At 37.8% G+C, this 18592-nt stretch carries 20 protein-coding genes; 17 read left to right on the top strand and 3 right to left on the bottom strand.

Features of this window, described 5'->3' with window-relative positions:
* The 8 genes from EWM59_RS00385 to EWM59_RS00350 all read left to right on the top strand — a co-directional run bounded on the left by EWM59_RS00385 (position 1) and on the right by EWM59_RS00350 (position 6757).
* Complete coding sequence (locus tag EWM59_RS00385) at positions 1–618, top strand: inorganic pyrophosphatase (RefSeq protein ID WP_116982795.1); 618 nt, start codon at positions 1–3, stop codon at positions 616–618.
* 187 nt (positions 619–805) lie between these two features.
* Positions 806–2542: a pseudouridine synthase gene (locus EWM59_RS00380; RefSeq protein ID WP_130018950.1), complete on the top strand. Its 1737-nt coding sequence runs from the start codon at positions 806–808 to the stop codon at positions 2540–2542.
* 120 nt (positions 2543–2662) lie between these two features.
* Complete coding sequence (locus tag EWM59_RS00375) at positions 2663–3487, top strand: phosphosulfolactate synthase (RefSeq protein ID WP_130018949.1); 825 nt, start codon at positions 2663–2665, stop codon at positions 3485–3487.
* Between the two features lie 64 nt (positions 3488–3551).
* Complete coding sequence (locus EWM59_RS00370) at positions 3552–4199, top strand: VTT domain-containing protein (protein WP_130018947.1); 648 nt, start codon at positions 3552–3554, stop codon at positions 4197–4199.
* Positions 4196–4933, top strand: a complete 738-nt coding sequence (locus tag EWM59_RS00365; protein WP_130018946.1) for a shikimate dehydrogenase family protein — start codon at positions 4196–4198, stop codon at positions 4931–4933. The genes EWM59_RS00370 and EWM59_RS00365 overlap by 4 nt, the downstream gene beginning before the upstream one ends.
* A 274-nt stretch (positions 4934–5207) precedes the next feature.
* Entirely contained in the window at positions 5208–5645 is a 438-nt protein-coding gene (locus tag EWM59_RS00360; RefSeq protein ID WP_130018945.1) for a hypothetical protein, read from the top strand.
* Positions 5646–5728: 83 nt separating this feature from the next.
* Complete coding sequence (locus EWM59_RS00355; RefSeq protein WP_130018943.1) at positions 5729–6046, top strand: (2Fe-2S) ferredoxin domain-containing protein; 318 nt, start codon at positions 5729–5731, stop codon at positions 6044–6046.
* A gap of 18 nt (positions 6047–6064) precedes the next feature.
* Complete coding sequence (locus EWM59_RS00350; protein ID WP_130018941.1) at positions 6065–6757, top strand: YjjG family noncanonical pyrimidine nucleotidase; 693 nt, start codon at positions 6065–6067, stop codon at positions 6755–6757.
* 163 nt (positions 6758–6920) lie between these two features.
* On the opposite strand, the gene EWM59_RS00345 is transcribed toward EWM59_RS00350, so the two are convergent.
* A complete protein-coding gene (locus EWM59_RS00345; protein ID WP_165372068.1) occupies positions 6921–8201 on the bottom strand; it encodes a hypothetical protein in 1281 nt (426 codons plus the stop codon).
* Between the two features lie 412 nt (positions 8202–8613).
* Here EWM59_RS00345 and EWM59_RS00340 point away from each other — a divergent pair, with 412 nt between their 5' ends.
* From EWM59_RS00340 to EWM59_RS00315, 6 genes are all read left to right on the top strand, one after another.
* Positions 8614–9219 (top strand): RNA polymerase sigma factor, encoded by a 606-nt coding sequence (locus EWM59_RS00340; protein ID WP_116982786.1) that lies wholly within the window; start codon positions 8614–8616, stop codon positions 9217–9219.
* The gene (locus EWM59_RS00335; protein ID WP_229239244.1) at positions 9188–9424 is read left to right on the top strand and encodes a hypothetical protein; all 237 of its coding nucleotides are present in this window, start codon (positions 9188–9190) and stop codon (positions 9422–9424) included. Before EWM59_RS00340 ends, EWM59_RS00335 begins: the two co-directional genes overlap by 32 nt.
* 270 nt (positions 9425–9694) lie before the next feature.
* Entirely contained in the window at positions 9695–10720 is a 1026-nt protein-coding gene (gene aroB, locus EWM59_RS00330; protein ID WP_130018936.1) for a 3-dehydroquinate synthase, read from the top strand.
* A gap of 214 nt (positions 10721–10934) precedes the next feature.
* The gene (locus tag EWM59_RS00325; protein WP_130018935.1) at positions 10935–11495 is read left to right on the top strand and encodes a DUF4136 domain-containing protein; all 561 of its coding nucleotides are present in this window, start codon (positions 10935–10937) and stop codon (positions 11493–11495) included.
* 10 nt (positions 11496–11505) lie between these two features.
* Positions 11506–12051: a DUF4136 domain-containing protein gene (locus EWM59_RS00320; protein WP_130018933.1), complete on the top strand. Its 546-nt coding sequence runs from the start codon at positions 11506–11508 to the stop codon at positions 12049–12051.
* A gap of 84 nt (positions 12052–12135) precedes the next feature.
* Positions 12136–12495 (top strand): Spx/MgsR family RNA polymerase-binding regulatory protein, encoded by a 360-nt coding sequence (locus EWM59_RS00315; protein WP_130018931.1) that lies wholly within the window; start codon positions 12136–12138, stop codon positions 12493–12495.
* Positions 12496–12500: 5 nt separating this feature from the next.
* Here EWM59_RS00315 and pdxR read toward each other — a convergent pair whose 3' ends face one another.
* A complete protein-coding gene (gene pdxR, locus EWM59_RS00310; protein ID WP_130018930.1) occupies positions 12501–13961 on the bottom strand; it encodes a MocR-like pyridoxine biosynthesis transcription factor PdxR in 1461 nt (486 codons plus the stop codon).
* A 97-nt stretch (positions 13962–14058) separates the two neighbouring features.
* On the opposite strand from pdxR, the gene EWM59_RS00305 reads away from it, so the two are divergent.
* Positions 14059–14706, top strand: a complete 648-nt coding sequence (locus EWM59_RS00305; protein ID WP_229239243.1) for a pyridoxamine 5'-phosphate oxidase family protein — start codon at positions 14059–14061, stop codon at positions 14704–14706.
* A 108-nt stretch (positions 14707–14814) separates the two neighbouring features.
* On the opposite strand, the gene EWM59_RS00300 is transcribed toward EWM59_RS00305, so the two are convergent.
* On the bottom strand, positions 14815–16167 hold the full coding sequence (locus EWM59_RS00300; protein ID WP_130018928.1) for a sigma-54-dependent transcriptional regulator: 1353 nt from the start codon (positions 16165–16167) through the stop codon (positions 14815–14817).
* Positions 16168–16536: 369 nt separating this feature from the next.
* Here EWM59_RS00300 and EWM59_RS00295 point away from each other — a divergent pair, with 369 nt between their 5' ends.
* Both EWM59_RS00295 and EWM59_RS00290 read left to right on the top strand, forming a co-directional pair.
* On the top strand, positions 16537–17787 hold the full coding sequence (locus EWM59_RS00295; protein ID WP_130018926.1) for an efflux RND transporter periplasmic adaptor subunit: 1251 nt from the start codon (positions 16537–16539) through the stop codon (positions 17785–17787).
* A gap of 56 nt (positions 17788–17843) precedes the next feature.
* Positions 17844–18521 (top strand): ABC transporter ATP-binding protein, encoded by a 678-nt coding sequence (locus tag EWM59_RS00290; protein WP_130018924.1) that lies wholly within the window; start codon positions 17844–17846, stop codon positions 18519–18521.
* Positions 18522–18592: the final 71 nt, after the last annotated feature.

The raw sequence follows: 18592 nt of genomic DNA, 5'->3' as shown, positions 1-18592 counted from the left end.
ATGAAACCAGTTTACAAAGCACATCCTTGGCACGGTATTCCGATTGGAGAAAAAGCCCCCGAAACAGTAACAACTTTTATTGAGATTGTACCATCTGATACCATTAAATATGAAATAGACAAAGAATCAGGTTATTTAAAGATAGATCGTCCGCAAAAATATTCTAATATCATTCCGTCTTTATATGGTTTTATTCCACAAACCTATTGTGGAGAAGAAGTAGCGAAACTGGCACGTGAACGTGGTTCAGAAAAAGTAACAGAAGGCGATGGCGACCCATTGGATATTTGTGTATTATCAAGCCATCATATTCCGCATGGTGATATTCTTTTACAGGCTATTCCGATTGGTGGATTATGTTTATTAGATAAAGGCGAAGCTGATGATAAAATCATTGCCGTATTGGTAGCTGACCCTATTTATCAGAAATATCACGACATCAGCGAATTGCCGGAAGCTATTTTAGCCAGACTAAAACATTACTTTCTGACTTATAAGAGTTTACCGGACGAGAAAAATGCCATTGAAATATCGAATGTATATGGCAGAGAAGGGGCGCACGAAGTAATCAGAAAATCAATGATGGATTACCGTGATTTGATTTTTAAACCGATATAAGTACCTGAATTTATCAAAGAGAAGAGGTATGACTTGTAAGAAAGTTATACCTCTTTTAGTTGATAGAAAGCTCGTTTATGCAAATGGCTTGTATTGAATTAGTAAAAGAATAATAGAAATATCAGTTTATTGTCGTACCTTTGCAGCTTGATAATCAATAAATTACAGCAGTGATGCTGCAAACTCAATGAAGAATACAGACAGACCTCAAAGACCGAGGAAAGACACGAAAGATAAATCTTTCTCTCCGGGAACCGACAAGCGTTCGGACAAAAAAAGCTTCTCAGACGATAAACGTCCTTATGGCGATAAAAAATCCTCATCAATTGCCAAGCCTAAAGGTAATTTTCCAAAAAAAGATGGTTTTGAAAGAAGTTTCAGCGAACCTCGTTTCGGTGAAAGAAGACCTTTTGGTGATAAAAAACCATTTGTAAACGAGCCGTCAGAACGTCCTTTCGAAAAAAAAGTAGAAAGAGGTTCAGATAAAAAACGTCCATACGGAGAAAAGAAACCATTTACAAACGACCGTCCGGAACGTCCGTTTCAAAAAAGAGAAGGAGATAGTTTTGAAAAACGCCCTTATGGTGATAAAAAGCCATTTGCCAAAGACCGTTCAGACCGACCATTTACAAAAAGAGACGAAGGTGGATTTGACAAGAAACGTTCTTTTGAAGATAAAAAGCCATTTGCCAAAGACCGTTCAGACCGCCCATTCCAAAAAAGAGACGGGGATAGTTTTGAAAAACGTCCTTATGGTGATAAGAAACCTTTTTCAAGCGACCGCCCATTTGAGAAAAGAGAAGATAGCAGAGAAAAACGCCCTTACGGTGATAAGAAACCTTTTTCAAGCGACCGCCCAGACCGCCCATTTGAAAAAAGAGAAGACAGCAGAGAAAAGCGCCCTTACGGTGATAAAAAACCATTTGCTAATGACCGCCCGGAACGTCCGTTTCAAAAAAGAGAAGGAGATAGTTTTGAAAAACGTCCTTATGGAGATAAGAAACCATTTTCTAATGATCGTACAGAGCGTTCATTTGAAAAAAGAGATGATAGACGTGAAGAAAGAGGGACTGGCAGAGGGGCTAAAGTAGAAAGGAAAGAAAATCAGGCGAGTACTTCTAAAACAAGTGCGCCTAATTATAATCTCGACAAAATGAAGAGTTCGCTGCCGGCACGTATCCAACGCAAGGTAGAACAGGAAGAAAAAGATTCAGATGGATTGATAAGACTGAACCGTTATATCTCAAACGCAGGGATTGCTTCTCGTCGTGATGCTGATGAACTGATAGCTTCAGGGCAGATTACAGTGAATGGCAAAGAAATAACCGAAATGGGCTATAAGGTAAAACCCAGTGATGTGGTAAAATATGGCAAGAAAATACTAAACCGTGAGAAACTGGTTTATCTCTTACTAAACAAACCTAAAGACTTTATTACTACTACAGAAGACCCCAATGAGCGTAAAACCGTAATGGATTTAGTAGCTAATGCCTGTGAAGAAAGAGTGTATCCGGTGGGGCGTCTTGATAGAAATACTACCGGTTTATTACTATTAACGAATGATGGAGAGTTAGCGGAAAAACTATCTCACCCATCCAATGAAATAAAAAAGATTTATCAGGTAGAATTGGATAAACCCATTACCGACGAACATTTTGAAGCCATTAAAAATGGGGTTGAATTAGAAGATGGGTTGATTAAAGCAGATGATTTAGGTTTGGTAACACCCGATGCCGAAGTAGTAGGAATTGAGATACATAGTGGTAAAAACCGCATTGTACGCCGTATTTTTGAGCATTTTGGCTATGAAGTTCTGAAACTTGACAGGACAACCTACGCAGGGTTGAACAAAAAAGACCTGCCTCGCGGTAAATGGAGATTTCTGACTGAGAAAGAAGTAATCAGATTGAAATATATGATTTAACATAGATTATAAAAAATGCCATAAATCAAATTATGGCATTTTTTATTGCCGCCACTTGTATAGTTTAATACCAACGATTCTCTAAAAATTATTACATTTGCAAAAAAGTAATTGTAAAGAATGAATTATAACCTAAGTCAAGTTCCTAAACGTACAGGTAAACCCCGGGAGTCAGGTCTAACGATGGTAATGGATAAAGGCTTGAGCATCAGAGAAGTAGAAGATATGCTATCTATTTCTGCACCACACATTGACATCGTAAAACTGGGCTGGGCAACTTCCTTCGTAACCCCTAATCTGAAAGATAAATTAAAAGTTTACAAAGATGCCGGCATACCAGTATATTTTGGCGGTACTCTTTTTGAGGCTTTTGTGGTACGAGACCAATTTGAAGATTATCTGAAAGTATTAGATGATTATGACTTAGAATATTGTGAAGTTTCAGATGGTTCTATCGAGATTCCTCACGACGAAAAATGTGGCTACATTGCCCGTCTGGCAAGCCGTGCAAAAGTATTGTCGGAGGTAGGTTCAAAAGATGCAGAAAAGATATTTGCGCCTTATAAATGGATTGAAATGATGCAGGCCGAACTGAACGCAGGTGCATGGAAGGTAATTGGTGAAGCACGTGAGGGGGGTAATGTGGGTTTGTTTCGTAGTAGTGGAGAGGTGCGCCAGGGTTTGGTTGATGAAATTATTCATGCTATTCCGGCTGAAAAAATTATATGGGAGGCTCCGCAAAAATCACAGCAGGTATATTTTGTAAAACTGGTTGGGGCAAACGTAAATGTAGGAAACATTGCACCTAACGAAGTGATTCCGTTAGAAACCATTCGCTTAGGACTAAGAGGGGATACCTTTGGTACTTTCCTGACCGAAAAAGCAAAAAAACGCTTCAAATTAGGCAAGTATAGTAGTGACAGAAGAATTTCGCAGGACGAATAGATACTTTTCAATACACAAACCAAACACAAATCCCTCCTGAATTTCGGTCGGGAAAAAGACTTTTATGGAAATTATACATTTTTTGATAGACCTGCTCAAAGACCCTTTGCTTACGCTACAGGGTTTTCTTGATAAATACGATACGTTGACTTACGGTATATTGTTTCTGATAATTTTTGTAGAAACAGGGTTGATTGTTATGCCATTATTACCCGGCGACTCTCTGCTTTTTGCGGCAGGTTTATTAGCTTCTTCAACAGGGAAATTAGATATTACTATCATGATTCCTCTGCTTATTTTAGCAGCTTTATTAGGCGATAACGTCAATTATTTTATCGGAAAAAACTTCAGTAATTATATCAAATCAAGAGAAAAAATACTTTTCCTCAAACGCTCGTATATTACACAGACTGAAGAGTTTTATGAGAAAAACGGTGGAAAAACGGTTATTTTAGCCCGTTTTATGCCTATTGTGCGAACCATAGCTCCATTTGTAGCAGGTGCAGGCAGCATGAAATATCCTAAATACATTATGTATTGTATTTTAGGGGCTATTTTGTGGGTAGTAAGTATTACGCTTTTAGGCTACTTCTTAGGGTCTAATCAGTGGGTAAAACAGAATTTTGAAAAGGTTGTTTTAACAATCGTTTTTATTTCCATTGCTCCTATGATATGGGCCATTATCAAAGCCAAATTTTTTACTAAGAAATGAATATCTACGGACTGATTGGCTACCCTCTGGGTCATTCGTTTTCAAAAAAATATTTTACCGAAAAATTTGAGCAGATGGGCATTGCTGACAACAATGCCTATGAATTATTTGAGATAGCAGATATTCAGACTTTTCCTCAATTAATCAAGAGTCAATCCGATTTAAGAGGGCTTAATGTTACCATTCCACACAAGCAGGCGGTTATGCCTTTTTTAGATGGTTTAGATGCTTCTGCCGAAAAAGTAGGCGCCGTAAATGTGATTAAGATAAGCGAGGGAGGCAAACTGATAGGCTATAATTCTGATTATTATGGTTTTAAAACTTCTCTAGAGGAATTTATCCCCGCCGATGTGGCACTCAAAGCCCTTGTGTTAGGAAATGGTGGAGCTGCCAAAGCGGTAATAGCTGCCCTCAACGATTTATCAATCCCTTATAAAATAGTTTCTCGTACAAAATCTGCCGATACATTGGGTTATGAAGATTTACCTGCCGAAATCGGGAATTATCAACTCATCATTAATTCTTCACCTGTGGGTACTTACCCTAAATCAGACCTATGTCCTGATATTCCGTATGAGCAACTGACGCCTAATCATTATTTATATGATTTAGTGTATAACCCGGTGCAAACGCTCTTTTTACAAAAAGGAGAGGAGCAAGGAGCTAAAACACATAATGGATTGAAAATGCTTCATCTGCAAGCCGAAAAAGCCTGGGAAATCTGGAATTTATAAAAGGCGATATTGTCTTTTTTGCAAGCAACCATTTTTCCGGAAAAATCATCTTATATTCAATGAAGGTGAATGAATAGCTAAATTTTGTTGCGAACTTTCAGTTCGTAGTGGCTATCATATAGGTTACTTTAAAGTAGTTCAGCTAAAAAAAATAGATATATTCCAAAACCTCTCTTATCGTTGAAAATGATATACTGAAAAATAGTATATATTACCTATTGCGAACTGGAAGTTCGCACCACAATTTAATTATTAATCTTAAACTTCCTCCACAATGAAAACAAAATGGAATCTTCTGCTAATCTTTCTTTTTTGTGCAACTATTTCGGGTTTTGCGGCTACCTCTTCTGCTGCTGATTTGGAATACAAAGAGCAAACTGTTGATAACGAATTTGCTAAAATTGAGAAATTGGAACAATTTCTGGTATCGCACCCCAAAGCTACTTTAGAGACTGTTAAGAAAACAAACCCTGAGTTATTAGAAGGATTTGAATTAATTGCTACAACTGAGACGAATTTTTCGCCTACTAAAGAAATGCCTATTGTAGGTGGTTTCTGGTGGGGTTGTTGTTTGGGAATTGTGGGTTTAGGTCTGGTATATTTCATTACCGATAACGACAAAGATCAGGTTCGTCAGGCACTTTGGGGTTGTATTATTGCTACTATACTCTGGGGTATAGGTGGTATCTGGAATCCATTCGGTTGGTTCTGATCATAGAAAGAACATAGATTATATACAACAGACGCCACAAAGTTTTTGTACCTTTGTGGCGTTTATTATTTTAACGACAGATTATGAAATTTAAGAAACACGTATTTGTTTGTACAAACGATAAAGAAGCACCTAAGAAATCATGTGGTAGTGTGCACGGAATGGAATTGGTAGAAGCGTTTAAAGCCTCTATCAAAGAAAAAGGATTGCACCTTGATATCAGAGCACAGAAATCAGGTTGTCTGGATACCTGTGCTTTTGGACCATCGGTAGTAGTATATCCTGAAGGCGTATGGTATGGCAAAGTGCAGGTATCAGATGTAGAAGAAATTGTAGAAAGTCATTTAGTAAATGACCAACCTGTTGACAGATTAAAACTTCAATTCCCTGCAAGAGCCTAAGCCGGGAATAACTCTTTTATGTATAAGCATCTCTTTTTTGACCTTGACCATACGCTATGGGATTTTGAGAAAAATTCAAAAGAATCTTTAGCAGATTTGTATCAGGCTTTTAGTCTTCATAACTGGAATCTGTCTGAATTAAGTGCATTTCAGCAGGAATTTTCTGTAGTCAACAGGCGGTATTGGTCATTGCTTGAAAGTAATCAGATTACGCACGAAGAACTCCGCCGTAGTCGGTTCAGAGATACGTTGGTTAATTTAGGGGTAGAAGCAGACGAAACACTGGGTTTACAGCTGAACGAGGCTTTTTTGGAGTTGCTTCCACAGAAATCACACTTAATAGAGGGAGCTATTGAAATCCTTGATTTTTTAGCCCCTCATTACGAATTACACATTATCAGTAATGGCTGGCAGGATGTGCAGGCAAGAAAAATAAACAGTTCTAAAATCGGGCATTACTTTAAAGAAGTAATTACCAATGAAAGAGCCGAAGCCCGAAAGCCTGACAAAAGAATTTTCGATTATGCCATTCAGGTAGCTAATGCAAGGCTCTCAGAGAGTATCATGATTGGAGATAATTTTGACGCTGATATTATGGGTGCGATTAATGCACAGATGGATTCGGTATTTTATAATCCTGATAGTTTTGTAGCTATGCAAAAACCTACTTTTGAGATTAAGAAACTAATAGAATTGAAAGAGATATTATAACCCTAAAGTATCAAATTCTTCTCTTTATTCATAACATAAATGCTCCCCGCCCGTCAGATGCCAATATCAGACAAGTACTTGATGATTGGTTGAAAAAATAATCGGTTACTAATAAAAAAGCCTGAGATTCATCAGGCTTTTTCAATCAATATGCGCTATATCATTAGTTACGGAAATACCTGGGATAACGGGTGAATCGCAAGCCTATCGTAAAGTCTACTCTGCTTAAATCAACAGGGTTCGCCAGACTGACTACTCCTTTGCCATCACTAAAATTCATTGATTTTATTTTGCCATAATTATAGCCTGCTTCAAGGCTTAAAATAATATCTCTGCCTGTAATATCATTCCCAAGCAGAAAATCTATACCCAGTGTGGCTGCTCCACCAAAATCCCAGCCTTTGTATGGAATGGTAACCCCATTATAAGTGCCCTTGTCGTTATAGAAATAAGCACCGGGAGACAAGCCTAAAATAACCATAGTCTTGAAGTCAATACTTCTGCGGAAATAGAAAACCGGACCAACAAATTTTGCTGAACGTTTATTAGTAATACTACCAGAGGTATCTATTACTTCACCATTTTTTACAAACTTGAAATTCATGTTGTCAGCACTGTTTTTACTCTGAAAATTATTGAACATAATACCAAATCCGAAGTTATCAGTCGGGAAGTAGGCAAAGTCTGCACCCCATGTCCACCCTCTGAGTAATTTTTCTTGATAAAGTCCAAATTGGTCTTCAGTATTGATTTTTGATAGCATGTTTCCGAAGCCCCCTCTTACCCCAACTCTGAACTTCAGATAATCATCATATTCGCTTTTGGCTTTTTTATCAGCCATAGGTGTATCGGTTTTTTCCTCTTTTTGTGCTACGGTTTTTTCTTCTTTCTTTTCAGGCGGATTTTTTGTCTCTTTTGCTTTGTCTTTTACAGGCGGTTTCGTTTCGTTCTTTACCGCTTCCTGTTGGGTTTTTTGTTGATTGTCTGCTATTTTTTCTTCAGGTTTTTCCTTTTTTTCGGCTACTTTGGTCGCAGGCTTATCAGTAGTAGCTTTTTGAGTATCAGTAGTTTTAGCAGTGTTTGTATTCTTCTCAGGCTCTTTATCCTGAGTTGGTTTAGTTACAATCTTATTTCCTTTTGTTACAATGTCTTCGGGATAAAAATTGTATTTAAAATCAGTTACTAAATTTTTAAAGATTTCATTTCTTAAAACCTTTCCGTTTGGTGCCACATAAGCATAAATAAATCGGGTAGGAGTTTCATCTAAAATCCGACAACGAATCTTTTCTCCGGCCTGCGTAGTTATCTGGTCTCTTTGTCCGAAAGATTGCGTAGCTGAAAAACATAGAACTAAGAAAAGTACAATTGATATTTTGCTTAGCAAATGTTTTTTTTCAGACTTTAAACCAAACGATCCTGACGGTACGAAAACATCAGTTTGCATACCCTTATTTTCTGATTCAAAGGGTTCAGGAAACTTCAAGGAAAAGTTGTTAGTCAATCGTAACATTTTATGTTTATACTTTTTGATAGATACAATACCTTTGTGCAAAAACTATACCGAAAAAAAACAATGTTATGTTATGCGTGCATAAGGTATTGATATTCAGTTATTTATTGTAATAAAACTAAGCAAAATTAAACGGTACAATTTTTGGTTTTATTTCGTATATAACGCTAAAACCGAAATATCATTTGGTTTATTAACAAATTATTAACTAAAATTTTGTTATAAAGACTTGACAGGAATCGTATTTATTTGCTATCTTTAAACATTCAAAAAAAATCTTCTGAATTTAAAACCAAAATATACAATATGATATAAAGCTCTACGTTAACTAAATTGAAATACAGAAATGGGAAAAATCCAAGTTAGCGATAGTGAACTGGTATCATTGTATATCCGCGGTAATGAAAAGGCTTTTGCCACACTTGTGCAGCGTTATAAGTCAAAAGTCTATACTACCATTTACCTTGTTGTGAAAGACCAATATGTAGCTGAAGATTTGCTACAGGATACCTTTATAAAAGCTGTAGAAGTTTTACGTGAAGGTAAATACAACGAGGAAGGTAAGTTTCTTCCCTGGGTACTACGAATAGCTCACAATTTAGCAATTGACTTTTTCCGTAGAGAGAAACGCTACCCTAGCGTAGTGTTTGAAGACGGAAGTAGCGTGTTTAACACACTTGAGTTTGCCGAAGACTCTATTGAATCGATGCAAATCAAAAGAGAGTCTCACGAGCATTTAAGAGATTTGATAAAACGTCTTCCTGACCAGCAGCGCGAAGTGCTTGTGATGCGTCATTATGACGACATGAGTTTTCAGGAAATAGCAGATGCTACTGGGGTCAGTATCAACACAGCGTTAGGTAGAATGCGTTATGCTCTCATCAACCTTAGAAAAATGATGAGTAAAACCGCATATGCTTATGATACAAACCTTTACCAATACGCAAGATGATGTAATTCGCTATTTGTATAACGAGACATCGAATCAAGAAAGTTTACTGATTGAAGAAACCTTACTTCATGATGGCGAATTGCTTGACTTCTATCTTGATTGTGCAGATATTAAATTAGGATTAGACCAGATTCAACTCTCGCCTTCAGATAAAGCGATCGACAAAATTTTAAGTTTTTCAAGAAATTACCAGCCCAAAATCTAATTTTGGGCTTTTTGTTTGGTTGACGGTATTTAAAAGTTTTTGTGCCAAATAATATTTGGAGAAACCCCATCCCCAACCCTTCCCCAACAGTGGGGAAGGCAGTAAAAGTCTCTCTCCCCACTGTTGGGGAGAGAGATTTAGGGAGTGGGGTCAATTTCTACCAAATAATGTTTTGCCACCATATATTTTTTAAATTTCCCCTCAATCCTGCAAATTGGTAAATCTTTAAATCATTCCTTACCTTTGGTTTTTTAACAAATCAAAGGTAAAATGTCTGTTATTATATCTCCGGTTACCGAAAGTTTACAGAATTTTCTGGGCCAGAAAGACTATTCCCAAATTGTAGTTCTGGCTGATACAAACACCAAAAAATTCTGTTATCCTTCCATCAAAAATTCTTTGCCCAAGCATATTCTGATTACTGTAAAAGACGGCGAAGCGTATAAGAATCTGAACACTTGCGAACAAATCTGGTCGGCTATGACTACTGCTGAATTAGATCGCCATGCTTTGATGATTAATTTAGGCGGTGGAGTCATTGGTGATATGGGTGGTTTTTGCGCCGCAACTTATAAAAGAGGCATAGATTTTATTCAGATTCCGACTACACTTCTGGCTCAGGTAGATGCCAGTGTAGGAGGAAAGTTAGGAATAGATTTTCAGGGATTGAAAAATCATTTAGGCGTTTTTACCTTGCCTAAAGCCGTATTGATAGACCCTGCTTTTTTAGAGACACTTTCAGAAAGAGAAAAACGTTCAGGGTTTGCCGAGATAGTTAAGCATTGTCTGATACAGGATGGTAAAAAATGGGACAAAATCAGAAGGAAAGATTTAGACCAGCAGGATTTCCCCAATTTGATTGCCCACTCGGTTGAAATCAAGAAAAAAGTAGTTGAACAAGACCCGACTGAGAAAGGCTTACGCAAGATTCTGAACTTCGGCCACACGCTTGGGCATGCCATTGAGACTTATTTTTTAGATAAAGGAAAAAAAAGATTGCTTCATGGCGAAGCTATTGCAACCGGAATGCTTTCTGAATCGTATATATCTTTTGAAAGAAAACTTATCAATGCGGAAACATTAGCCCAGATTGAAGAGTTTATATTTTCGGTGTACGGAAAGGTGTCGATGAAAGCTGATGACTTTGAGGCAATTATCAAACACACTCAGCAAGACAAAAAAAATAAAGGTAAAGAAATACGTTTTTCGTTAATTAATGGTGCAGGTAGTTGTCTATACGATATTGCAGTATCAAAAGGAGAAATGAAAAGAGCTTTGGAATATTATGTGAACTGACGGCAAGAGTTTTTGGGAATACTGCGCATTCGACAGATAAGGATTTAAAACGTATCTGGTTTGTAAAAAATAGTAAAATCAATCAATAAACTTATCTTGACTTTTTATAAAACACTTGCTATATTTGATGGGTGCCCGTCTGGAAATGTAGGTGAGATTGTTTATAAATGAGTTTGAATAAGCTGTATTTAACCAAAAATAATCTGTATGCCGTATGAAAAAATTGTATTTATTTTCTGCTCTTATTGCCTTAGGACTCGCTTTTACAAGTTGTAATCGTCTTAGATTGTTGGTAGATAACGATTATAGTTACGAAACTGACTTTACCAAGTACAAAACCTACAATTTTTTGAATTGTGAAATTGATACTTCGTTTGTTTGTACTGAAATTCAGGACGCTATTCGCCGACAAATGAAAGCCCGTGGATACAAAGTAACTGATAAAGAACCGGGTCTACTGGTAAGTTATAGTATCATCCGTGACCGTGTAGATTACAAAGGATATTTTCAACCTGCACTTGACCGCTGGGTGAATCACTTTGATGAAGATGATACCTATAAAGCACAGAATTTCCATTTTGGTGGCGGAATGATTTTAGTGTCATTATTAGATGCAGAAAGTAGCCGGTTGATATGGCGCGGATATGCCTCAGGAGTTTTCAATAAAAATGTAAATAAGCCTATTAATTACTACCGCAGTGTAGTACGAAATATTTTCGACCAGTATCCGCTTTTTGCCGCAGGAGAAAAACCTCGTAGGATAGATGAACTTTAACGGATGATATATGAGAAAGAGAATGTTTCTATTAGGCCTTACGGTTTTATTGGGAAGTTGTGCGAAGGTTTTTGTAGAAAATGATTATCGTTATTCCAATCATCTCGGTAAATATCGCTCATACGCCTTTGTTGACTGCGAACGTGACACAACTGTAATCTGTGAAGATGTGCAACAGGCTATACAGCACCAGATGAGAGCACGCGGATATGAGTTTAATGCCCAGAGGCCCAATGTATTTATTAATTTTACTATCTATAACGATGCCGTCAGGTATAAAGGCTATGAACAGCCTTCGTTGATAAACTGGTTGGTAACAGAAGATAATAATACTGAATACAGACCTGTCAAGTATGAGCTCGGAAAAGGAACGCTGATGATTTCATTGATAGAAGCCGAAACAAGTGAGGTAGTATGGCGGGGCTATGCCACCGGAATTTTTAATAAGGCCTCGTCTAAGAAAAATTATTTTAAGAGTATAGTCCGGAATATTTTTGATCAGTATCCGCTTTTTGCCGCCGGGCAGAAATCTCATAAAATCAAAGAAAATTTGTAAAATATTATAGTTATTCATGAGATGAGGAATGAGACCCATTCCTCATTTTTTATAAAAACAGGGTTCAATATTAAAACTTTAAAAATGCTTACAGTTTACGGAATACCTAATTGTGATACAGTAAAAAAAACATTAGACTGGTTTAAAACCCATAACATTGCTTATCAGTTTCATGATTACAGAAAAGAAGGCATAAGTGCTGATAAATTGAAAGAATGGCTTGCCCAGGAGCCCATAGACAAGATATTTAATAAAAACAGTACTACCTTTAAAGAATTATCCGAAGAAATTAAGAGTAGTATTAGTGATGAAAAAGCAGCTATTAACCTGATGATGAATAGCAACTCTATCATCAAAAGGCCAATAGTAGAAGACGGCACAATTAAGGCTATAGGATTTAAAGCCGACCAATATAAAGCCATCTTCATGCCTGACTCTAAATAATTAATTTAAATAGCTTTTTTAAGGATTTTCACGGCATCTTCGGTTTCTTTCTGGTTCATACTGGCAAACCCCATGCGGCAGGCGTTGAGCATGGGGTTTTCATCTTTATAGGTTTGTCCGTTAGCTAAATATAAACCTTGTTTGGCTACTTTTTCAGAAAGCGCTAAAAGTGGAATATCTTTACTGAATTTTGCCCATATAGCCATGCCACCATCGGGTATCTTAAAATCTATTTTATCGCCTAAGGTCTCTTTCAATAACTGACAGGCGAAATCCCGTCTTTCTCTATACACTTTCATGGCTTTGGTGGCGTAGCGTTTCAAATCTCCGTTTTCTAAGAAATCAGCCAGACAATATTCTAAAATTGTATCGTTCTGGCGGTCAATAATGCGGCGCAGCCGGGTCATTTCTTCAATAATACTTTCGTGAGCTGCTACATAACCTACCCTGAATGCAGGGGTAATTTGCTTGCTGAACGAACCCACGTAAATCACCCATCCGTATCGGTCAGCACTGGCTAATGGTAAAATAGGGGTATTGGCATAATGATAATCGTAGTCGTAATCGTCTTCGATAATAAAGAACTGATACTTTTCAGCCATAGCCAATAGTTTGAGCCGCCTTTCGGGTTTGAGTGTAACCGTAGTAGGATGATAATGATGTGAGGTTACATAAATCATCTTTACTTTTTTATGCTCACAAATCTCTTCAATAGCCTCTACCTGCAAACCCTCTTCATCAACCGGAATCGTTACTAATTCTGCACCTAATTGCTTAAAAGTAAGATTGGCGGCTCTGTAGCTCAATTCGCCTATTATGGCTATATCACCCTTTTGAAGAATCGTCAATCCGGCCAGATAAATACCCATCTGGCTGCCTCGGGTAGTAATAATATGCCTGGCAGTAGCCTGTATGCCACGGGTTTCGTTCAGGTATTTAGCAAAAAGTGTACGGAATCTGATGCTTCCTTGCGGGTCAGTATAACCAACACTTAAAGGGTCAGCATAGCGGACATAATGCGCATAGAGCTTTGCCCATTCTTCTCGGGGTGCTAATCTTGCATCAGGTAAACCATCGTTAAAGGCCAGTTTTTGCTGAATGTGTGGTGGTAAATAAATGGCTGAATTGTTGTTCAATCGCTCTCTTACTTTGTTGTGCCAGCTTTCTTTTGAAGTATTTTCTGTCAGAATGGTTGGTTGAATCGTGGGCAGTTTTGCAGCTACAAAAGTTCCCTTTTGCGGAATAGTCTCTACCCAGTTTTGTGACAGAAGCTCGTCATAAGCTGCTATAACGGTTTTGCGGTGTACATTAAGCAAGTCGGCTAATTGTCTCGTACCGGGTAGTCGGGTCTGGGTAGGCAAAATACCCGCCTGTATATTTTTGATAATCGCATTGTTAATCTGGATATACAACGGAACAGATGAGTTTTTATCAAAACTAATTAAACTCTTAAAAGGGATTTTCATCTGGACTACTTAATAATGTAAAAATGGATGAGTATAGTAATCCAGTAAAAATATAGCTTTGCCTGAATATTAGCTATTTATCTTTTATAATTTTTATATGATGTATCCGGTTACACCCCATACTAAAATCAGCAGAAGTGCTAAAAGAGGCTCTTACGATGAAGAAACTATCTATCAGATTTTAGACGAAGGGCTTTTCTGTCATATTGCCTATGTACTTGATGGCCAACCCATGATGATACCCACAGGCTATTGTCGCATAGGCAATAAAATATATATTCATGGCTCTGTAGGTAGTCATTTTATGCGTAGCATAGCCGATGGCCGCAGGGTTTGTCTGACAGTTTCATTTGTTGATGGGTTGGTATTGGCACGTTCGGCTTTTAGCCATTCTGTCAATTATCGTTCAGTAGTTTTATTTAGTCCGGCTACAGTAGTAACCGACGAGCAGGAGCGATGGGATGCCTTAGAGGCTTTCACTAATCATGTCATACCAGGTCGTTGGGAAGAAATCAGACAACCCAACACGAAAGAAATGAAAGCAACCATGGTTATTTCTTTTACAATTGAAGAAGCATCGGCAAAGATAAGAACAGGCGGCCCTAACGATGACGAAGAAGATTATGAATTATCGGTATGGGCAGGGGTGTTACCTTTGAAACTACAAGCACAAGCACCTATTACTGACCCTAAGATGGTGCATGATATACCTGTGCCTGATTGTGTGATTGGGTATAGGAAATGATTTGCTTGTATCACGATTTTTTAAATCGTTTTCGGTTAGATTGGCTTCAAATCCGACAATATTTAATTGTCGATGACGAAAGACGATTTAAAAAATCGTGATACAATATCAAATCCCGTATTTCTCCACCCTCCGATACAATGCCTGCCGTGTCAGACCCATTTCACGGGCGGCTTCGGTGATATTACCATTGAATTTCTTCAAAGTCTTGATAATCAGCATTTTTTCCATTTCTTCTAACTGAAATGTCTGGTCGAAAGAGGGTGCTGAATCCAGTTGTTTTTCAAAGGGTTGTCCTTCAAAGAAGTCTTCAGGTTGCAATACATTACCCTGACATAAAATAACAGCACGTTCAATGGCATGTTGTAGCTCACGCACGTTCCCGGGCCAGTTATAGCGTTGCAATTGTTTGATTAATGCTGCACTGATAGTACTAACCGGACGGTTATATTTTTTACGGTACATCTTCAGAAAATGCTCAGCCAGCGTTACAATATCTTCAATACGCTCTCTTAATGGGGGCAATTTGACTTCGATGGTATTGATTCGATACAGTAAATCCTGACGGAAAGTACGTTGCGCTACCCGGGCGTGAATAGGCTCGTTGGTAGCACAAATCAGACGTACATCAATATTCTTCGCTTTCCCTGAGCCTACTTTGGTTACACTTCTATTCTGGAGTACTGTCAATAGTTTAGCTTGCAAGGGCAGTGGAATATTACCTATTTCGTCTAAAAAAATGGTGCCTTCGTTCGCTTCTTCAAAACGACCAACACGGTCTTCTCGGGCATCGGTAAAAGCCCCTTTCACGTGCCCGAAAAGTTCGCTTTCAAAAAGAGTTTCTGAAATGGAACCCAAATCGGCATGTACAAATGGTTTATCTGCCCGGTCAGATTTTTCGTGAATGGCTCTTGCTATCAGGTCTTTTCCTGTTCCGTTTTCGCCTAATATCAGAATATTGGCATCGGTAGCAGCTACTCTCTCAATCGTTTCAAAGATTTTCTGCATGGCAGGGCTTTTGCCTATAATCTCAACTTTGCTTTCAGTTTTACGTTTTACGGTAGGCGTTTTACCTGTACGTAATTCTCTTATTTCTAAGGCCGACTGCATAGTAGCCAAGAGCTTTTCATTTTCCCAGGGTTTCAATACAAAATCTGATGCACCCACCTTAATTGCCCGCACAGCCATTTCTACATCGCCATAGGCAGTAAATAATACCACCGAGGCCTTTGGGTCAATATCTAAAATACGGTCGAGCCATTCAAAGCCTTCTTTACCTGTATTCACATCCCGTGTGAAATTCATATCTAATAATATGACATCGTAATTGCCGTTAGAAACTAAAAAGGGAATCCGCTCGGGGTTCTTTTCAATATCTACTTGGCCAAAATGTCTTTTTAAAAATAACTTAGCTGCACTTAATACATCTACATCATCATCAATTATTAAAAGCTTTGACATAATTCAGGTTCAGATTAGTAAAATTGTGTTTTAAGGGTTTTTGACGCATTTTACGACAAAAAACATTCCTTTCAAAAAGCAAATATCCGAAAGCGAAGATAACTAATTGATAATAAATAGATTAATTTTTTTTTGAGAAAATACCTATCTTTAGGTATTCGTCCGTGAACGTACAAGTGTTGTCCGAAAACGGACAATTTTAGAAGGTATTTATTTTGTAAGTTACTGATAGTCAATTGTTTAATATATTTGGCACACATTGTGAATTATAATTGAACAGATTTAAATCTTATTTTTAGACTTAATTAACAATCAGTAACAGACAACAATTTGCCTAAACACGAATTGTATAGCAATTAAAAAATTACAATGGACAAGCAGATAAAAAAGAAATTCTGGAGTAGACAGCGAATCTTATTAACGATCGGTGGTGTATTATTTGCCTCATTTGCAGCTTACAGCTTGCTTTTTGCGGATAGACGCTCGACACTGAATGCCGAAAAAGATAAAATGACTATTTCACAGGTAACCAATGGTACATTCGATGAGTTTATCGTGGTTACAGGAGTGGTATTGCCTTTGAGAATTATTCGCTTGGATGCCATCGTAGGAGGATATGTGAAAGAAAAAGTAGTTGATGGCGGGAATATAGTGAAACAAGGTCAGGTAATATTAAAATTAGAGAATCAGAACTTAAAGCTGAATTTCTTACAGTCAGAAACAGAAGCAAGCCGATTAGTAAACGACTTACAGAATACACGCCAACGTCTGAAAGTAGAGAAGTTTACGATTCGCAAGAATATGTCTGACTTAGACTTTTTAACAGATCAGGCTAAGGACTTATACGAAAGAAACAAGAAATTGTATAACGACAAAGTAATTCCTGAGGCTGATTATCTGAAAGCAAAGCGTGATTATGAGAAGCTGGTAAGTCAGAAGGAAATTGACTTAGAATCTCAAAGATATCAGGAAGAAAATGCTGCCATGCAGATTAAACAATTGGAAGGTACTTTGGAACGTACGCAGAGAAACGTACAGTTATGGCGCGAAACGCTTGAGAACCTTGTGGTAAAAGCTCCTGTATCGGGTCTGTTATCGTCAATAGATGTAGAGGTAGGTTCAAATATCAGCCAGGGACAAAACATTGGTCAGATTGATGACTTAGATGGTTTCAAATTGCGTGTAGATATAGATGAACACTATAACGGAAGAATTTTTGCAGGTCTAAGTGGTACGTTTGAATTTGGTGGAAAAGAATATCCTTTAGAAATTACCAAGATTTATCCTGAAATTCGTAACGGTCGTTTCCAGGTAGATATGGTTTTCTCGAAAACCGTACCTGAGGGCATTAAAAGAGGGCAGTCTTCTCCTATTCGTCTGGAGTTGGGTAAAGCTACTAAAGCAGTACTTTTACCGGTAGGTGGATTCTTCTCTGATACAGGTGGAAACTGGGTATATGTATTAGATAAATCAGGTGGCAAAGCCGTAAAACGCAAAATCACCTTAGGTCGTAAAAACCCTGAATATTTTGAAGTGTTAGAAGGCTTAGAGGTAGGAGATAAAGTGATTACATCCTCTTATGAAAACTTTGGAGACAACGAAGTATTGGATTTAAAATAATCGATATAATAACATAAACAAATTCCCTTGAAATTCAAGAATAACAAACAAAAATTATGATAAAAGTATCTAATCTTCAAAAAGTGTTCACTACCGAAGAGGTAGAAACTACCGCCCTAAATGGTATTGATATGAATATCAAAGATGGTGAATTCGTTGCCATTATGGGTCCGTCAGGATGTGGTAAATCAACCTTGCTCAACATCATGGGCTTGTTAGATAACCCATCTGAAGGAAGCTATGATTTCTATGGCGTAGAAGTAGCCAAATTGAGTGAGAGAGAACGTGCAGCACACCGCAAGGGCAATATTGGTTTCATTTTCCAGAGTTTTAATCTGATTGATGAGTTAACAGTTTTCGAAAACGTAGAACTTCCTCTTTTATACTTGAAAACACCTGCTACCGAACGTAAGAAAAAGGTAGAAGAAGTATTAGAGAGAATGAACATCATGCACCGCCGCAATCACTTTCCGCAACAATTATCGGGTGGTCAGCAACAACGTGTAGCCATTGCACGTGCGGTAGTAGCCAAACCAAAGCTAATTCTTGCCGATGAGCCTACCGGTAACCTTGACTCTACCAATGGTGAAGAAGTAATGAAATTGCTTCAGGAACTAAACAACGAAGGTACTACTATTATCATGGTTACGCACTCACCTTATGATGCAGGTTTCTCACACAGAATCATCAACCTGTTCGATGGTAAGGTAGTAACAGAGAATTTCCACGTATAGTGTAAAGATATTTCCCGGCTACCTGTCGGGGAAAAGACGAGTTAATAAACGTTAAATGCTGTAAAATGGGC

Source organism: Emticicia agri (assembly GCF_004168285.1).
In the GTDB taxonomy this organism is placed as follows: Bacteria; Bacteroidota; Bacteroidia; order Cytophagales; family Spirosomataceae; genus Emticicia; species Emticicia agri.
Note: the sequence above shows the minus strand (reverse complement) of the source record. Positions and strands in the feature narration are given on the sequence as shown.